The organism is Pseudomonas sp. TE6283 (assembly GCF_054060555.1).
Genome location: NZ_JBSSDH010000026.1, coordinates 23347 through 39869, shown reverse-complemented (window position 1 = coordinate 39869; position 16523 = coordinate 23347). Strand labels below are relative to the sequence as shown.

The window sequence follows — 16523 nt, the reverse complement described above, 5'->3', positions numbered from 1 at the left end:
GCCGGTCGCCCCTTACACAACCTTTACCCTTGCCCTGGAAGCAGTTGCGCAAAGATGGGGTCATAGTAATCGAACCCCGAACGTGGGGTTGTCTTGTGAGGATCGACCATGAACCGTTTCATCCCCGGAATCGCCCTGCTGGTAGGCGCGCTGGCCGTCAGCGGGCAGGCATCCGCCCACGGTGGCGGCTGGTACGGCCCGGGGCCGGTCGTCGGTGCTGCCGTGGCCGGTGCGATTTTCGGGGCGGCCGTCTCCAGTGCTCCGCGTACCGTCTATGTCCAGCAACTACCAGCCTACTATCCGCCGCCCCCGGTCTACGTGCAGGCGCCGCCACCACCGGTCTACTACCAGCCTTACGTGGTCGAACGCTACGTGCCGGCACCGCCACCGGTCTACCGTCGCTACTACGGCCCACCGCCGGTGTACTACGGTCCACCGCGCTGGTAGGCGCCATCGTTGATAAAAGCAATGACCACTATCGAGGACATTGATTTCTAACCCTGAGGGCATCTGCGTAAGGTGGGGCCATGTTCGAGAGGAGATCCATCATGGCCCCGATCCAGATCATGTCCGTTGTCGGCAGCGCGGTACCCGGCAGCCTGCGCCAACAAGGCCTGCTGGCCTGCTGGTACCTGCTGCGCAACGGCGAAACCATCAGCGGCCCGTTGACCAGTCGCCGCGCCGCTGAAACCCTGGCCGACCGTTTGCTTGGCCAGACGCTCACCGCCTGACCCGAAACTTGTTGTGCGTTGCTCCCTACGCCTCTTGTTGCCCGCCGCCATGGCGGGCTTTTTTTTGGGTATCACAAATGCCCTGAACCCGGCGCCGCCCAGGCCGCCAGGGGCAGCGGTGGTTGCTGCTCGAGGATCCGGCGCCAGATCAAGGCCAGCCTGGCGCCATCGAACAGGGCTGCGGCGCCGCCCCCGATCCACCCTCTGGGCTGGGTGACAACCCACCGCCCGGAGGGGTCGCGCCGGGCCATTTCGAAGCGGAAACTATAGCTGCCCGGCATGCCCATGCGCAGATCGGTGACCACCAGCGAATCACCGATGATGTCGTAGCGCAGCCAGTCGTCGGTGAACCAGCGCAGCCGCTCGTGCAACGCCGAACCGCGAAGCACCCTGGCCACCTCCAGGTTGCGCGACTGGCGCAGCATCTCTGGCGACTCGCGGTCAAACCAGCTGCTCACACCTTCGTAGTAGTCACCCTCCGGTGTTTTCGCCAGTGTCCGCCAGATCAGGCTGTTGAAGGCTATAGGCACCGCCCGGACCTCGCCGGGGGTGACGCCTTGTGCCCGCAAGGCCATTTCGAAGCGCTGCTCGGCGGCCATGCGCCCAGCCAGGCCGAACCCCAGGTACGCGGTACTGCACGCCAACGCCAGCGCCAGCAGCGAGGTCGCCCTGCCCTGCAGCCCCTTGATCGCCGTATAGCCGACCGCCAGCAGCAACGGCACGGTGTACACCGGGTCGATGATGAACACGGCGGCCCAGCTCTGCGGCGTCAGGTGCAGCGGCCAGAACAACTGGGTGCCGTAGACGGTGAAAGCGTCGAGAATGGGATGGGTGACCAGTGCCAGCCAGAAAGCCAGGAACAGCCGGGGCCGGGTGTAACCCTTGTCCGGCCAGCGCCAGGCAACCAGCCAGGCCAACACCAGGGCCAGGCCAGACAGGACAAAGATCGAGTGGGAAAAGCCGCGATGAAAAGTCATCTGCGACACTGGATCGGCGTAGCGGATCACCACATCCAGATCGGGCACGGTGCCCAGAGCGGCGCCGTAGAGCAATGCGCGACGGCCTTGCAGGCGACCCAGCACGGTGCCTTGCAAGGCTGCGCCAAGTACGGCTTGGGTAAGTGAGTCCAAGGGGGCGATTCTCCCGCACGATCGACCAAGGTAACCAGAAACGCGCGCAAACCGTCCGAAGGCCTGCTCGCTGGCGAGGGTCACATGGCGTGACGCAGCATTTCCACCACCTGCGCATGCAGCGCTGGATCGCCGCAAGCCACCACGCAACCGCCGTTCTGGGCCGAACCGCCATCCCAGGCGGAGATCACCCCGCCCGCGCCTTCGATGATCGGCATCAAGGCCTGCACGTCATACGGCTGCAGGCTCGCCTCGACAATCACATCGACAAAGCCCGACGCCAACATGCAATAGGCGTAGCAATCACCGCCGTAGCGCATGAGGCGAGCCTTGCCGGCCACGGCCTCGAAAGCCGCCTTGCGCGCCGGGGTATCGAACATGTCGGGGGTGGTGCACATCAGCGTGGCCGAGTTCAAGTCGGCGCAGCCGCGGGTCTTGAGCGGCGTCTGCCCACGCCAGGCACCTTGGGGGGTGCCGACGAAGCGCTCGCCCGTGAACGGCTGGTTCATCACGCCGACCACAGGGCGCGCGCCATCATTGAGGGCGATCAGGGTGCCCCACAACGGCAGGCCGGTAATGAAGGCGCGGGTACCATCGATCGGGTCGAGCACCCAGGTCAACGGGCTGTTGCCCATTGCCGTGCCTTGCTCCTCGCCCAGGATGCCATGGTCCGGATAACGAGACTGGATCAATCGGCGCATCGCTTCCTCGGCGGCCTTGTCGGCGACGGTCACCGGATCGTAGAGGCGCCCCCCCTTGTCCTCGACGTCCAGGCTGGCGCGAAAGTAGGGCTTGATCGCCTCCGCGGCGGCATCGGCCAGCTGCTCGGCGAAAGAGCGGAATTCGTCGGTCTTTTCGGGGCTCAGGAACATGGAGCGGGCCTCGTGATTGAAAGGACCCGCATGATACCCGACTGCGCGGTGCGGCGGATGACTGGCACCGACAATGATATTGTTATGCCATTATTGCCGCTTCATTTAACCGTCACTCAATCGTTGTACTAGCATAGCAAGCAGCTCCAATGGCCCCGCCGGCAGTCAAGGATGCTGGTCACTGGCGCGCGCGGGCCTCCGTTCCACCGCATATCATGGATGACACGATGAATTCGCACCTGCTGTTTCCGCAGATCGGCAAAGCCATATCCAGTACCGGTAGCCGCCACTTTCCCAGGCACCTGCACGACCTGATCCAGACCCATCTGACCATTGACGCGACGCATATCCGTCAACTGCGAATCGACCCCGCGTGTGCCAGCCAGCCTGACACGACACTGATCAACGAGACGGTATTCAGTGCCGGCGATCCCGGTGGGGGCTTCGACGATTCGTCGCGCTTGCACCTGACCCGACGCAAGGATGGCTACCGCTACGAAATAACCGTGCTGCGGGCGGGCACGCGCAATGGTTTTTCTGCCATCGAACGCAGCCGGTTGGAAGATATTTCGCCCTTGTTGTTGCCTATGCTCGAGAAGCACATCAATGCGTTGCAGCCCGTCACCGTCGGGCTGGCGGACCTGGACAGCCTCGGTCAGCGGTTCCTTGAACGACTGCGTCAAACCGGAATCAGCCTCTCGGAACGCGAGATGCAGGTATGCGAAGGGCTGCTGGCCGGGCGTACGGCGCCACAGCAGGCGCAGCACTTGCTGCTGAAGGTCAACACAGTGGAGAGTTACCTGCGCCGCGCCGCAATCAAGTTGGGAATCAGTGGCCGGCATTCGCTGATGCGGTGGATGTATGCCGAGGCCTGAGCGGCGTCACCGCCTTGGTGCCGGTGACGCACGCGGACTATGCGGGGGTTGGAGAAAATGGGGCAGCAAGCGCAGCAGCCATGACGTTGTTCAGGGTTACCGCAGGACTTGAGAATCAGCGCTGGCGCGCCACCTGCCACAACCGCGCCACATCCCCGGCCCGCGCCTTCAATAACGTCTTTGCCTCGGCGCAGGCCTGTTCCAGGCTCATCGGCCCACTGGCCAAGGCAAAGGCGGCATCGATGCCCTGTGCGTACAACTGCTCGTAGCCGGCCCCCAGGGTCCCCGCCAGCACCACCACCGGCACGCCGTGGCGCTTGGCCACCCGCGCCACGCCGAGCGGCGTCTTGCCGCGCAGGGTCTGGGCATCGAAACGGCCTTCGCCGGTGATCACCAGGTCCGCGCCCTGCACCAGCTCATCCAGGCCGGCCAGCTCGGCAACGACCTCGACGCCCGGGCGGAACCGCGCGCCCATGAACGCCTTGGCGGCGAACCCCATGCCCCCGGCCGCGCCGCTGCCCGGCTGGTCACGCACATCCTTGCCCAGCAGCGCCGCGCAATGATCGGCGAAATGCGCCAGGGCCAGGTCCAGGGCCTGCACCTGCTCGGGACTGGCGCCCTTCTGCGGGCCGAAGATCGCCGAAGCGCCGTTGGCGCCGCACAGCGGGTTGTCGACATCGGCGGCGACGTCCACCCGCACCTGCGCCAGGCGCGGATCCAGATCGCTGGCATCGATTCGCGCCAGTTGCGCCAGGGCCAGTCCGCCCTCGGCCAAGGGCGCGCCCTGTGCATCCAGCAGTCGCAGGCCCAGCGCACGCAGCATGCCGCTGCCGCCATCGTTGGTGGCGCTGCCGCCGATGGCCAGGACGATGCGCGAGGCGCCGGCCGCCAGCGCCGCGGCCACCAGCTCACCGGTGCCCCAGGTACTGCTGCGGCAGGCGTCGCGCTGGCCGTTGGGCACCAGCTGGATGCCACTGGCCTGAGCCATCTCGATCACCGCCGTGCGGCTCGCGGCCAGCCAGCCCCAGCCCGCCTCGACCGGCTCGCCCAACGGGCCGCGCACCACCTGGCGGCGCAACTCGCCCTGGCTGGCGGCGACGATCGCCTCCATGGTGCCTTCACCGCCATCGGCCATCGGGCATTCGATGCGCTCGGACGCCGGCCAGACCTCGGCCAGGCCGGCGGCGATGGCGCGGGCGACGCCGGCGGCGTCGAGGCTGTCCTTGAACGAGTCGGGGGCGATGACGATCTTCATGGGGATTCTCCTGTCCTGTTGCCGTGCATGCTGACAGGTGTGCGCCAGAGCGGCCTCGGTCGGATGCACAAAACACAAGGGCGTTGTTTGGGCGGATGCCTGTTCGCGACGCTACAACCCCTTTGCCGGCAACAGCTGCAGTCCCAGATACAGGCTCAACATCCCCTCCATCCGCAACGGATCCACCTCCCCCAGCTCGGCAATCCGCTCCAGTCGATAACGCAAGCTGTTGCGATGGATCCCCAGCGCCTCGGCACAGGCCTGGCTCTGCCCGTCATGGGCGCACCAGGCGCGCAAGGTGAGCAGCAACTGGCCACTGGCATCCTTGGCGCGGATGCGTTGCAACGGTTCGAGCAGTTCATCCAGCGCATCGTCGTTGCGATGCCGCCAGAGCAACGCCGGCAGGCGATAGCGGGCCAGGCTCAGCAGGCGTTCGTCAGGCAGCACTTCCCGGCCATAGGCCAGCAGGTCGCGCACCCGTCGATAGCCACGGCGCAACTGCTCAAGGCTCTGCGCCGGACTGCCCAGTGCCAGGCGTTCCACGTCCCAGCCATGGCGCTGCAGGCGCTCGAACAGGCGCGGCTCGTCCAGCACCAGGCCCGCCGGACGGCACCACAGCAACGACTGGCGCGCAGGACTGACGCACCAGCTTTCCGGGTAACGGTTCATCAGCCAGGCCGACAGCGCTTCGGCCGGCGGCCCGGCACGCAGTTCGAACAGACAGGGAATCCGTGGCAGGTTGGGCTTGAGCCCCAGTTGCTGGGCCTCGTCGACCAGGCGAGGTGAATCACCGCTGCCACCCAGCAACAGCGCCAGCAGGTCGTCGCAGCGCTGGCGACGCCATTGCTGCTCCACCTGCAGGTGACGCTGGGCCAGCAACATCTCGGCGGTCATGCGCACCAGCTCGCCGTAGGTGCGCAGTTGCTGCGGATCACCGGTCAGCCCCAGCACGCCGATCAGCCGGCCATCGAGCATCAGCGGCAGGTTGACACCGGGCTGCACGCCTTTGAGGCACTTGGCCGCGTCCGTATCCAGTTCGACGATACGACCGTTGGCCAGCACCAGTTGCGCGCCTTCGTGGCGGGTATTGATGCGCTCGGGCTCGCCACTGCCGAGGATCAGGCCCTGGCTGTCCATCACGTTGACGTTGCACGGCAGGATGGCCATCGCCCGATTGACGATGTCCTGGGCCAGGTCATGGTCCAGTTCGAACATTGCAAGGGTCCTTCGACTTTGGTCGGCGGCACAGCAGCCTGCGGCTGAAGCTGTGCAAAAGCACAAAGACAGCCGCGCTACACTCCCCGAGACTGCTCAAGGCGAGCGCCGGCACAGGCGACGCGGTGACAACCATAACAACAGAGAACCCGATCATGGCACACAGCCCCGCCCCTGACCAAGGCATCGAGAGCACCCGCAACGCGCTGTACCGGCGCATCACCCTGCGGCTGATCCCGTTCATTTTCATCTGCTACCTGTTCAACTACCTGGACCGCGTCAACGTAGGCTTCGCCAAGTTGCAGATGCTCGACGCGCTGAAGTTCAGCGAAACCGTGTACGGCCTAGGCGCCGGCATCTTCTTCATCGGCTACGTGCTCTGCGGCCTGCCCAGCAACCTGGCACTCAACCGCTTCGGCCCCAGGCGCTGGATCGCGCTGATGATGATCGCCTGGGGCAGCCTGTCCACCTGCCTGCTGTTCGTCACCACCCCCACCGAGTTCTATGCCCTGCGCCTGCTCACCGGCGCCGCCGAGGCGGGCTTCTTCCCCGGCGTGGTGCTGTACCTCTCGCGCTGGTTCCCGGCGGACCGCCGCGGCCGCATCATGGCGCTGTTCATGTCGGCGATCCCGGTGTCCGGCCTGCTCGGCGGACCGTTCTCCGGCTGGATCCTCGACCACTTCGCCGCCGGCCAGCATGGCCTGGCCGGCTGGCAGTGGATGTTCCTGATCCAGGGGCTGCCCACCGTGGTGCTCGGCGCGCTGGCGATCGTACTGCTCAGTGACGGCTACCAGAGCGCCCGCTGGCTGAGCCCGGCCGAGCGCCAACTGATCGAGGCGGACCTGAAGGCCGACGCCGCCAGCAAGCCGGCCACCCGCGGCGACAGCGTGCTGTCGGTGCTGGGCAACCCGCTGATCTGGACTTTCGGTTTCGTCTACTTCTGCATCCAGAGCGGCGTCTACGCCATCAACTTCTGGCTGCCGTCGATCATCAAGAACATGGGCTTTGAAAGCCCGCTGCTGATCGGCTGGCTGAGCGCCATTCCCTACCTGCTGGCCGGGGTGTTCATGATCCTGGTCGGACGATCGGCGGACCTGCGCAACGAACGCCGCTGGCACCTTGTGGTGCCGATGCTGATGGGCGCCCTGGGCCTGCTGATCGCGGTGAACTTCGCCGGCAGCCCGACCATCGCCATCCTCGGCCTTTCCATCGCCACCATGGGCGCGCTGACCGGCCTGCCGATGTTCTGGCCGATGCCAACTGCACTGCTGACTGCAGGCACCGCGGTGGCGGGCCTGGCGATCATCAACTCGGTGGGGCAGATGGCGGGTTTCCTCAGCCCTTACCTGGTGGGCTTCATCAAGGACCAGACTGGTTCGACCGACGCGGCGCTGTATGCGCTGGCGGGGTTGATCGTGGTCGGCAGCCTGGTGGCGTTGCGGGTTTCGCGAGGTGGTAGTGCCGTGTTGGCTGGAGCCCGCTAGACAGCAGGCAACCTCATCGCGGGGCAAGCCCGCTCCCACGCCTGTAGCCAGCCGGCGCAGGATCTGTGGGAGCGGGCTTGGCTCGCAATGGTCACAACGCTAGTTGCGAGGCTTCCACCCCGCCTCGTGCAACGCCGTCAACAGCGTGTCCCCCTCCAGCGCCGGCACCACAAGCCCGCCCTTTCCCTGCATCGTCCGCCCCGCCAGCAAGGCATTGACGATTGCCTCCTCCACCGCCTCCGCCGCCGCCATGAACAGCGCCGAGATATGGTCGTTGTTGAGCATGCGCACCGCCGTGCACTGCGCCAGTCCCTTGCGCGCATAGTCCGCTGCGGGCAGGTCCTGGTTGCCGGTGGAAAACGCCAGGAAGATATCGCCGCTGGAGTCCTCGGTACCGCCGCCGGTACGGGCGATACCGATCGACGCCCGCTGCGCCAGGCGCTGGCACTGGTGCGGCAGCAAGGGCGCGTCGGTGGCGATCACCACCACGATCGACCCCATCCCCGGGGTGCCCGCCTCGGCCTCGGCGAAGGGCGACGGCAGGTGACCCAACTGGCGCCCCACCGGATAACCGTCGACCCGCAGCTCGCGCCGCTGGCCATGGTTGGCCTGGACCAGGACGCCGACGGTCCAGCCCCCCTGGTCATCTACCAGGCGCCGCGAGGCCGTGCCGATACCGCCCTTGAACTCATGACAGATCATTCCCGTACCACCACCCACCGGACCTTCCTGCACCGGGCCGGACTCCGCGGCCTGCTGCGCCTCGCGCACCTGCGCCGGCGTCACGTGCTGCCCCCAGATGTCATTGAGCAGGCCATCATAGGTTTCCATCACCACTGGCATGCACCAGTACACCGCGTCGTCCGGCAGGCGCTCGCGCTCGGCGGCGATCAGCGCGTCGCGCACGACGCCGACGCTATGGGTATTGGTGATGGCGATCGGCGTGGTCAGCAGCCCGGCCTCGCGGATCCACTCCAGCCCCGTGGCGTCGCCATTGCCGTTGAGCACATGGCAACCGGCAAAGCACGGTTGCTGGCGAGCCGCACCCGCGCGCGGCTCGATCAGGGTCACCCCGGTGCGGATCGGCGCCGGGCGTTGTTCGTCGATCAGGGTGCTGTGGCCGACCCGCACTCCCGGTACGTCGGTGATGGCATTGAACGGGCCCGGGGTGCCGTGGCCGAGGGTGATGCCCAGTTGACGCGCACGCATGTGTACTCCTTGGATGCTCACAATTTCTGGAAAGTCGGGCTGAGGCGGCCGTGGGTGCTGTACAGCACCATCGACACGGCCAGCAGCCCGAGAATGATCGACAGGTCGCGCAGCGACGCCTCGCGCAGCAAGGTCACCAGCAGCCAGCCGGCGCCGCTGACTGCCAGCAGGGCTGGCAATGGCCACAGCGGCATGCGGTACGGGTGCTCACGGTCGCGCCGCAGTACCCGGCTGCACAGCGCGCAGGCCGCCACCACCAGGTAGATCAGCAGCAACAGCAGCACGGTGAACGAAGTCAGTTGCTCCAGGCTGCCGGACAGGCTCAGCAATGCCGAAGGGACGGCCAGGAACAGGGTCGCCAGCCACGGCGACTCCCAGCGCGGATGGATCAGCGTGAAGGCGCGATTGAGGGTTGGCGTCCAGATCGCATCGCGGCCGCTGCTGTAGACCACACGGCCGACCTGGATGACGATGGCGACGATGGCGTTGAACACCGAGAGGAAGATCCCGGCGCTGACCAGTCGCGCCAGGGTCTCGTTGCCATGGGCGGTCAGCAGATAGCCGATCGGATCACCGCTGGCCAGCATCGCCTGCAGCGACGGCGCGCCGACCAGCAGCGCCGCCAGTGGAATCACCTCGATCGCCACCACCACCGCCAGCGACCACAGCACTGCGCGGTGCACGGTACGGCCACGGTCCTTCATGTCCTCGGCCAGCAACACCGCGCCACCATAGCCGTTGAAGGCGAACAGGGCCATGCCCACCGCCCCCAGCACCAGCGCCCAGGGTGCGACGACCAGGCTGCCCTGCTCGAGCATCTGCGGTTGCAGCAGGCTCGCTACCGGCTGACTGGCGTTGCCGAAACCCAGTGTCACGATCACCAGCAACGCGGCGACCTCGCAGAACAGGAAAAGCCCGGTGATCCAGGCGTTCAGGCGAATATTGAGGATGCCCAGCGCATAGCTCGACACCACGATCACCAGGGCCACTGCCTGGGTGTCGAACGTGGTACCCAGGGCGTTGTTCAGGTAGGTGGCGGCACCGGCGGCGAGCACCGGCGGGATGAACAGCATCGAGGCCAGCACGGTGAGGAAGGTGGCGTAGCCGGCCAGCCCACCGAACACCCGCTTGGCGTACACGTACTCACCGCCGGCGGAGCTGTGGGCACGCCCCAGTTCGGCGTAGCACCAGGCGAACATCAGCGCCAGGGCCGCAGCCATGATGAAGGAAAGAAAGGCGCCGCTGCCGGCCTGCTGGATGGCGAACGGGGCGATGACGAACACGGAACTGGCCGGGGTCACCGCCGACACGGTGATGGCGACCACGTCGAACACCCCCAGCCGTTGCTGGAGCGCGCCCGTGGGCGCTGCGCTGGAGCTCATGGCGTTTTTCCTCTGGTTGTTATTGGTTGTGAGGGGAAAACCGGTCACGCGGCCGCTGGACCTGGGCTGGACTGTAGGCCGAGCGAACGCCCGGGCCAATTACCCTTAGGGGGTACGCCCCTTGACGCCGGGGTGAAAAGCTCTGAACACTGCGGGAGCCTTGTCGCGGGCGAGCCCGCTTCCTTCACTCTCATGGCGCCGCCGCATGCATAACCTGTTCACCGAAGCCAGTACCCACGCAGGCCTGGCCCGCACCGTCGAGCAGATCGGCCAGCCGCGCTTCTGGCGCCAGCTGATCCTGTTGCTGCAGCAATGGCTGGCGTTCGACAACGCGCTGGCGATGGTCTACCCGCGCGCCGGCCTGCCCCGCGCGCTGGAGATCTTCGATGCCCGGGGCGAAGGCAATCCCGAGGCCATGGCCTTGTACCTCAGCGGGCTGTACCAGCTCGACCCGTTCTACCAGGCCTGCCAGGAGCGCATCGGCGATGGTCTGCATCGCCTGGAGGAAGTGGCGCCGGACCAGTTCCGCCAGAGCGAGTACTACCTCAAGTACTTCCACGACCATGTGCTGGAAGACGAAGTGCAGTTCATCGTGCAGTTGGGTGAAAGTGGCGCCCTGTCGTTGTCGCTGGGCCGCCGCGAGCGGTTTGACAGCGCCAGTCATGGGTTGCTGGCGGTGGTATGTCCGTGGGTGGTCGCGCTGATGGCCCAGCACTGGCTGCAGTTGAGCCTGCGCCCGGCGCCTGCGACGGGCATGGCCCACCAGGTGCGCGACGCCATGAGCCTGTTCGGGGCGAAAGTGTTGTCGGAGCGCGAGCTGGAAATCGCCCGGCTGATCCTGCGGGGGTATTCATCCAAGGCCATGGCCGAGCGGCTGGCCATTTCTCCGGAGACCATCAAGGTCCATCGCCGGCACCTGTACGCCAAGCTGGACATCTCGTCGCAGCCGGAGTTGTTTTCGCTGTTCCTGCAGTCACTGGGACATGATCCGCAGGACCCATGACGACCCTGGGGCGCATTGCGCCCCAGGGTGCCAAGCCAGACTCAGCGTCTGGCGACCATCCCCGCCACGCGATCCACCGCGATCCGGGTCTTGTCCACCAGCTCATCCAGCTCGCTTCGGCTGGCCACCAGCGCCGGCGCCATGATCATCCGCCCCAGGGTCGAACGGATGATCACTCCTTCCTCGAAACCGAAGGTGCGGCACTGCCAGGCCAGGTCGTTCTCGTTGGCGAAGCGCTTGCGCGTGGCCTTGTCCTCGACGAACTGCAGCGCCGCCACCAGTCCGGCGCCCTGCACCTCGCCGATCAGCGGGTGATCGGCGAACACCTCGCGCAGGATGCGCTGCAGGTACGGCCCGGTGTCGTCCTTGACCTGACGCACGATGCCTTCATCACGCAAGGCCTTGAGGTTGGCCACCGCCACCGCCGCCGCCACCGGGTGGCCGGAATAGGTCAGGCCGTGGGCGAACACCCCGCCCCGTTCCACCAACGCCTCGGCGATGCGCTTGCTCAGCACCAGGCCGCCCATGGGCACGTAGCCGCTGGTCAGGCCCTTGGCGATGGACAGGGTGTCGGGCTCGAAACCGAAGTGCTGGTGGGCGAACCACTCGCCGGTACGACCGAAACCGCCGATCACCTCGTCGGCGCACAGCAGCACATCGTACTGGCGGCAGATGCGCTGGATCTCCGGCCAATAGCTCTCGGGCGGGAAGATCATGCCGCCGGCGCCCTGGAACGGCTCGGCGATGAAACCGGCGACGTTCTCGGCGCCCAGTTCGAGGATCTTCTCCTCCAGCTGCAGGGCGCAGCGGCGGCCGAACTCGGCCGGGGTCAGCTCGCCACCTGCAGCGAACCAGTAAGGCTCGTCGATATGCGCGACGTCCGGGATCAGCCCGCCCATTTCGTGCATGAACTTCATCCCGCCCAACGCCGTGGCCGCCAGGGTCGAGCCGTGGTAGCCGTTCCAGCGGCCGATCATGATCTTCTTGCTCGGCTGGCCGACCACCTGCCAGTAGCGGCGCACGGTGCGGATCAGCACCTCGTTGGCCTCGGAGCCGGAGTTGGTATAGATGGCGTGGCTGTAGTGACCCGGCAGCAGGCTGAACAACAGCTCGGACAGTTCGATCACCGCCGGGTGGGTGGTGTGGAAGAACATGTTGTAGTACGCCAGCTGGTCCATCTGCGCGGCGGCGGCGGCGGTCAGGTCCTTGCGACCATAACCGAGCTGGGTGCACCACAGGCCGGACATGCCGTCCAGGTAGCGGCGGCCGTCGTTGTCCCACAGGTACAGGCCTTCACCGCGGGTGATGACCCGTGGCCCCTCGGCGTTGAGCGCCTTCTGGTCCAGGAAGGCGTGGATGTGGTGGGCGGCGTCGCTGGCCTGGTAGTCGCGGGTGTCGCGTTTGGGCGAGAAAGGTGCGTTCATTGTCGTGCTCCTCGGGTGAATGTCAGCGCAGCTGGATCCAGGTGGTCTTGAGCTGGGTGTACTTGTCGAACGAATGCAGCGAGAGGTCGCGGCCAAAGCCGGACTGGCGCCCGCCGCCGAAGGGAACGGTGACGTCCAGGGCATCGACGGTGTTGACCGACACCGTGCCGGCCTTCAGCCGCCGGGCCACGCGGTGGGCGCGGTTGAGGTCGTCGCTCCAGACCGATGCGGCCAGGCCGTAGACGCTGTCGTTGGCCAGGGCGATGGCCTGCTCCTCGTCGTCGAAAGCACTGACCGCCAGCACCGGGCCGAAGATCTCCTCGCGGCTCAGGGCCATGTCCTGGCGCACGTCGGTGAAGATCGTCGGCGTGATGAAGTTCTGCGAGCCGTTCACGCTCAGCCGCTCGCCGCCGCACAGCAGGCGAGCGCCCTCGGCCCGGCCCTGGGCAATGGCCGCCTCGATGCGCGCGGTCTGCCCGGCATCGACGATGGCACCGGCGCGGCTGGCCGGGTCCAGCGGGTCGCCCGGCAACCATTCACGGGCCTGGCGCAGCAGGCGCTCGACGAACTCGTCATGGATCGAGCGCTGCACGTACAGCCGCGAGTTGGCCGAGCACACCTCGCCCTGGTTGAAGAAGATGCCGAACGCCGCCTTCTGCGCCGCCAGATCGAGGTCGCGGCAGTCGTCGAACACCAGGTTCGGGCTCTTGCCGCCGCATTCGAGCCACACCTGCTTGAGGTTGGACTGCGCCGAGTACTGCATGAAGTACTTGCCCACCTGGGTGGAGCCGGTGAACACCAGGCAGTCCACGTCCGGGTGCAGGCCCAGGGCGCGGCCCGCGGTCTCGCCCAGGCCCGGCACCACGTTGAGCACGCCCTCCGGCAGCCCGGCCTGCAATGCAAGCTCCGCCAGGCGCAGGGCCGAGAACGGCGACTGCTCGGCGGGCTTGAGCACCACGCTGTTGCCTGCGGCCAACGCCGGGGCAACCTTCCAGGCGGCCATGTCCAGCGGGAAGTTCCACGGCACCACCGCGCCGATGACGCCCAGCGCCTCGCGGCTGATCATTGCCACGGCGCTGGCCGCGGTCGGCGCGACCTGGTCGTAGAGCTTGTCCAGCGCCTCGCCGTACCAGGCGAAGACGTGGGCAGCGCCGGGGACGTCGATGTTGTAGGCGTCCATCACCGGCTTGCCCATGTTCAGCGAATCGAGCAGCGCCAGCTCCTCACGGTGGGCCAGCATCAGCTCGGCCAGGCGCAGCAGCACGCGCTTGCGCTCTGCCGGCGCCATGCGTGCCCAGGGGCCGTGCTCGAAGGCTCGGCGGGCGGCACGCACCGCCTGGTCGATCTCGTCGTCGGCGCAGGCGGCGACCTGGGCCAGGCAGCGCCCGGTCGCCGGATTGACGGCGGCGAAGGTGGCGCCGTCGCGGGCCGCCACCGGGCGGCCGTCGATCAACGCGGTGGTGATGAAGCTTTGCCGTGCAGCGCGCTGCTGCCAATCGCTTTTCGTATGCACGCAGGTCTCCCCTCCGGCCACACGCGGGGCCGGTGATTGTCGTTGTCTGGATAAGGTGAAACGGTGGTTCAGCGCCGTCGCAGGTAGCTTTCCAGCGGGTCCTTGCTCAGGCCTTCCTGGGCCTGGGCCAGCGAGGCGATGAACAGCGAGAACAGCTCGGCCTGGGTGGCGATGTCGAGCTTGGCGTAGAGGTTCTTGCGGTGGGTCTTGACGGTGTCCTCGCTGATCCCCAGGCGCTCGGCCAGCGAGCGCGTGGAATGGCCGCGCAGCAGGTACTGGGCGATATGGCATTCACGCTCGGTGAGCAGGGATGAGCCGAAATTGTTCAGCGCGGCGTTGATCTGCCGCCCCAGCGCGCTCTCGAAGCGCCCGCCCAGGGCCTCGGCATCCAGCTGCCCCCAGTGCCGGCGCACCACCGCCACCACCCAGGCGGCGACGCACTTGAGCTCGGCCACCTGGCGGCTGCCCAGGCGCCGGGTGCTGCCCAGGGCCACGGCGATGGACAGCTGGGCGTCCAGCGGCACCAGGTAGTTGAGCTCGTCCTCCAGGTGGGCATGCTGGTAGAACGAGGTGTAGTACTCGCTGCGCTTGAAATGATCGGGGGCGACATCGCTCAGGCGGTAGCAGCCGGCGGGCATGCCGTCCATGCAGGCGCGGTAGAACGGGCACAACAGGTAGTAGCCTTCGAGGTACTTCTGCACGTTGCCTTCGGGCAGCCAGGGCCCCTCGTCGTCCTTGGCGAACAGTGCCGAGGGCAGGCCTTTGCGTGGGTACAGGAACACCGTGATGGCCTGGCACGGCGCCAGCTGGTTGAGGGCGGCGAACAATGCCTCGACGAAGCCGGGCGTGCCGATGGCATCGACCACGCGGGCCATCTGCGCATACCAGTCGGGCGAATTCAGCTGGGCGTTGCTCATTGTTGTTGTCCCCGCCAGGGTGAGTGCTGGACGGGATTGTTTCATGGGGGGGACGGGGCGGCTATCACCCTTCGGGGTGAGGGAGATGAAGGGCAAGTCTTAATTGCCGCACGATCCCTGTAGGAGCGGCCTTGTGTCGCGACAGGGGCGCGCAGCGCCCCCAGGTTTTCAGCGTTGATGCACCTATCGCCGGGGCCGCTTTGCGGCCCTTTCCGACCGGTCCGACGCCTCGGCAAGGCCGCTCCTACAGATTGCGCGCTATTGCTACAGTACTGCGTCGGACCGGGAATGCGCGTGATGACAAAAATGCAGGGCAGCCCTGCAGATTTGCCAATTGTGCGAGGTAATTTTGCATGACAGGATCGTTCGATCCGCCCGCGCATTCCAGGACTTCACTTGGAAAATCAATAACAAAGCAGGGAGACCGCGATGACCGCGCACGCTCAACCCTCGGCAACGGATCAAGTACTGGCCGAGGTCCGCAACCACATTGGCCACCTCACCCTCAACCGCCCCGCCGGCCTCAACGCCCTGACCCTGGACATGGTGCGCAGCCTGCAGCGCCACTTGGACCAGTGGGCCCAGGATCCGCAGGTGCACGCCGTGATGCTGCGTGGCGAGGGGCCCAAGGGCTTCTGCGCCGGTGGCGATATCCGCTCGCTGCACGACAGCTACAAGGCCGGCGAGAAACTCCACGAGGACTTCTTCGTCGAGGAATACGCCCTGGACCTGTGCATCCACCGCTACCGCAAGCCGGTGCTGGTGCTGATGGACGGTTTCACCCTCGGCGGCGGGATGGGCCTGGCCCAGGGTTGCGACCTGCGCATCGTCACCGAACGCAGCCGCCTGGGCATGCCCGAGGTGGGCATCGGCTACTTCCCGGATGTCGGCGGCAGCTACTTCCTGCCCCGGGTACCGGGCGAGCTGGGCATCTACCTGGGCGTCAGCGGCAGCCAGGTCAAGGCGGCCGATGCCCTCTACTGCGGCTTGGCCGACTGGTACGTCGACAGTGAAAAACTCGCGGCCCTGGATGACGGGCTCGACCGCCTGACCTTCGGCGCCAACCCGCTCAAGGACCTGCAAGGCTTGCTCGCCAAGCTCGGCACCCAGACCTTGGCGGACGCGCCACTGGCGCAACTGCGCCCGGTGATCGACCACTTCTTCGCCCTGCCCGACCTGCCGAGCATCATCGAGCAGTTGCGCGCCGTGACCATCGGCGACAGTCGCCAGTGGGCGCTGGACACCGCCGACCTGCTGGAAACCCGCTCGCCGTTGGCCATGGCCGTGACCCTGGAACTGCTGCGCCGTGGCCGCCACCTGGCCCTGGAAGACTGCTTCGCCATGGAACTGCACATCGACCGCCAGTGGTTTGCCCACGGCGATATCATCGAAGGCGTGCGCGCCCTGATCGTCGACAAGGACAAGCAACCCCGCTGGAATCCGCCGACCCTGGCCGGCCTCACCACCCAGCGGGTCGACCAATTCTTCGAAGGCCTGTGAGCCCGGGAGTACA

The 16523-nt window shown here is 66.7% G+C and carries 15 protein-coding genes; 6 read left to right on the top strand and 9 right to left on the bottom strand.

Features of this window, described 5'->3' with window-relative positions; genetic code table 11:
* Positions 1–108 precede the first annotated feature (108 nt).
* Both ACVWZ5_RS23700 and ACVWZ5_RS23695 read left to right on the top strand, forming a co-directional pair.
* Complete coding sequence (locus ACVWZ5_RS23700) at positions 109–447, top strand: hypothetical protein (RefSeq protein WP_457340900.1); 339 nt, start codon at positions 109–111, stop codon at positions 445–447.
* A 101-nt stretch (positions 448–548) separates the two neighbouring features.
* Positions 549–731, top strand: coding sequence for a hypothetical protein (locus ACVWZ5_RS23695; protein WP_028692218.1), 183 nt, complete (start codon positions 549–551; stop codon positions 729–731).
* A gap of 71 nt (positions 732–802) precedes the next feature.
* On the opposite strand, the gene ACVWZ5_RS23690 is transcribed toward ACVWZ5_RS23695, so the two are convergent.
* On the bottom strand, positions 803–1861 hold the full coding sequence (locus tag ACVWZ5_RS23690; RefSeq protein WP_084942880.1) for a metal-dependent hydrolase: 1059 nt from the start codon (positions 1859–1861) through the stop codon (positions 803–805).
* Positions 1862–1941: 80 nt separating this feature from the next.
* Entirely contained in the window at positions 1942–2733 is a 792-nt protein-coding gene (gene hisN / locus ACVWZ5_RS23685; protein WP_457340899.1) for a histidinol-phosphatase, read from the bottom strand.
* A gap of 227 nt (positions 2734–2960) precedes the next feature.
* On the opposite strand from hisN, the gene ACVWZ5_RS23680 reads away from it, so the two are divergent.
* Positions 2961–3608: a helix-turn-helix transcriptional regulator gene (locus tag ACVWZ5_RS23680; protein WP_457340898.1), complete on the top strand. Its 648-nt coding sequence runs from the start codon at positions 2961–2963 to the stop codon at positions 3606–3608.
* A 115-nt stretch (positions 3609–3723) separates the two neighbouring features.
* On the opposite strand, the gene ACVWZ5_RS23675 is transcribed toward ACVWZ5_RS23680, so the two are convergent.
* Both ACVWZ5_RS23675 and ACVWZ5_RS23670 read right to left on the bottom strand, forming a co-directional pair.
* A complete protein-coding gene (locus tag ACVWZ5_RS23675; protein ID WP_028692074.1) occupies positions 3724–4863 on the bottom strand; it encodes a glycerate kinase in 1140 nt (379 codons plus the stop codon).
* Between the two features lie 111 nt (positions 4864–4974).
* The gene (locus ACVWZ5_RS23670) at positions 4975–6078 is read right to left on the bottom strand and encodes a sugar diacid recognition domain-containing protein (RefSeq protein WP_280071532.1); all 1104 of its coding nucleotides are present in this window, start codon (positions 6076–6078) and stop codon (positions 4975–4977) included.
* Positions 6079–6233: 155 nt separating this feature from the next.
* Between ACVWZ5_RS23670 and ACVWZ5_RS23665 the strand changes: the two genes are divergently transcribed.
* Positions 6234–7562, top strand: coding sequence for an MFS transporter (locus tag ACVWZ5_RS23665; RefSeq protein ID WP_096047872.1), 1329 nt, complete (start codon positions 6234–6236; stop codon positions 7560–7562).
* A gap of 99 nt (positions 7563–7661) precedes the next feature.
* Here the strand turns inward: ACVWZ5_RS23665 and ACVWZ5_RS23660 are convergent, their stop codons facing one another.
* Both ACVWZ5_RS23660 and ACVWZ5_RS23655 read right to left on the bottom strand, forming a co-directional pair.
* Positions 7662–8771, bottom strand: coding sequence for a DmpA family aminopeptidase (locus ACVWZ5_RS23660; RefSeq protein WP_457340897.1), 1110 nt, complete (start codon positions 8769–8771; stop codon positions 7662–7664).
* A gap of 17 nt (positions 8772–8788) precedes the next feature.
* Complete coding sequence (locus tag ACVWZ5_RS23655; protein ID WP_084942889.1) at positions 8789–10153, bottom strand: APC family permease; 1365 nt, start codon at positions 10151–10153, stop codon at positions 8789–8791.
* A 205-nt stretch (positions 10154–10358) separates the two neighbouring features.
* Between ACVWZ5_RS23655 and ACVWZ5_RS23650 the strand changes: the two genes are divergently transcribed.
* Positions 10359–11156: a helix-turn-helix transcriptional regulator gene (locus ACVWZ5_RS23650; protein WP_069017021.1), complete on the top strand. Its 798-nt coding sequence runs from the start codon at positions 10359–10361 to the stop codon at positions 11154–11156.
* Positions 11157–11197: 41 nt separating this feature from the next.
* Here ACVWZ5_RS23650 and ACVWZ5_RS23645 read toward each other — a convergent pair whose 3' ends face one another.
* The 3 genes from ACVWZ5_RS23645 to ACVWZ5_RS23635 all read right to left on the bottom strand — a co-directional run bounded on the left by ACVWZ5_RS23645 (position 11198) and on the right by ACVWZ5_RS23635 (position 15010).
* Positions 11198–12580, bottom strand: a complete 1383-nt coding sequence (locus ACVWZ5_RS23645) for an aspartate aminotransferase family protein (protein ID WP_062363373.1) — start codon at positions 12578–12580, stop codon at positions 11198–11200.
* 22 nt (positions 12581–12602) lie between these two features.
* The gene (locus ACVWZ5_RS23640) at positions 12603–14093 is read right to left on the bottom strand and encodes an aldehyde dehydrogenase (RefSeq protein ID WP_084942892.1); all 1491 of its coding nucleotides are present in this window, start codon (positions 14091–14093) and stop codon (positions 12603–12605) included.
* Positions 14094–14161: 68 nt separating this feature from the next.
* Positions 14162–15010 (bottom strand): helix-turn-helix transcriptional regulator, encoded by an 849-nt coding sequence (locus ACVWZ5_RS23635; RefSeq protein ID WP_232857244.1) that lies wholly within the window; start codon positions 15008–15010, stop codon positions 14162–14164.
* A gap of 429 nt (positions 15011–15439) precedes the next feature.
* Here ACVWZ5_RS23635 and ACVWZ5_RS23630 point away from each other — a divergent pair, with 429 nt between their 5' ends.
* A complete protein-coding gene (locus ACVWZ5_RS23630) occupies positions 15440–16510 on the top strand; it encodes an enoyl-CoA hydratase/isomerase family protein (protein WP_062573937.1) in 1071 nt (356 codons plus the stop codon).
* Positions 16511–16523: the final 13 nt, after the last annotated feature.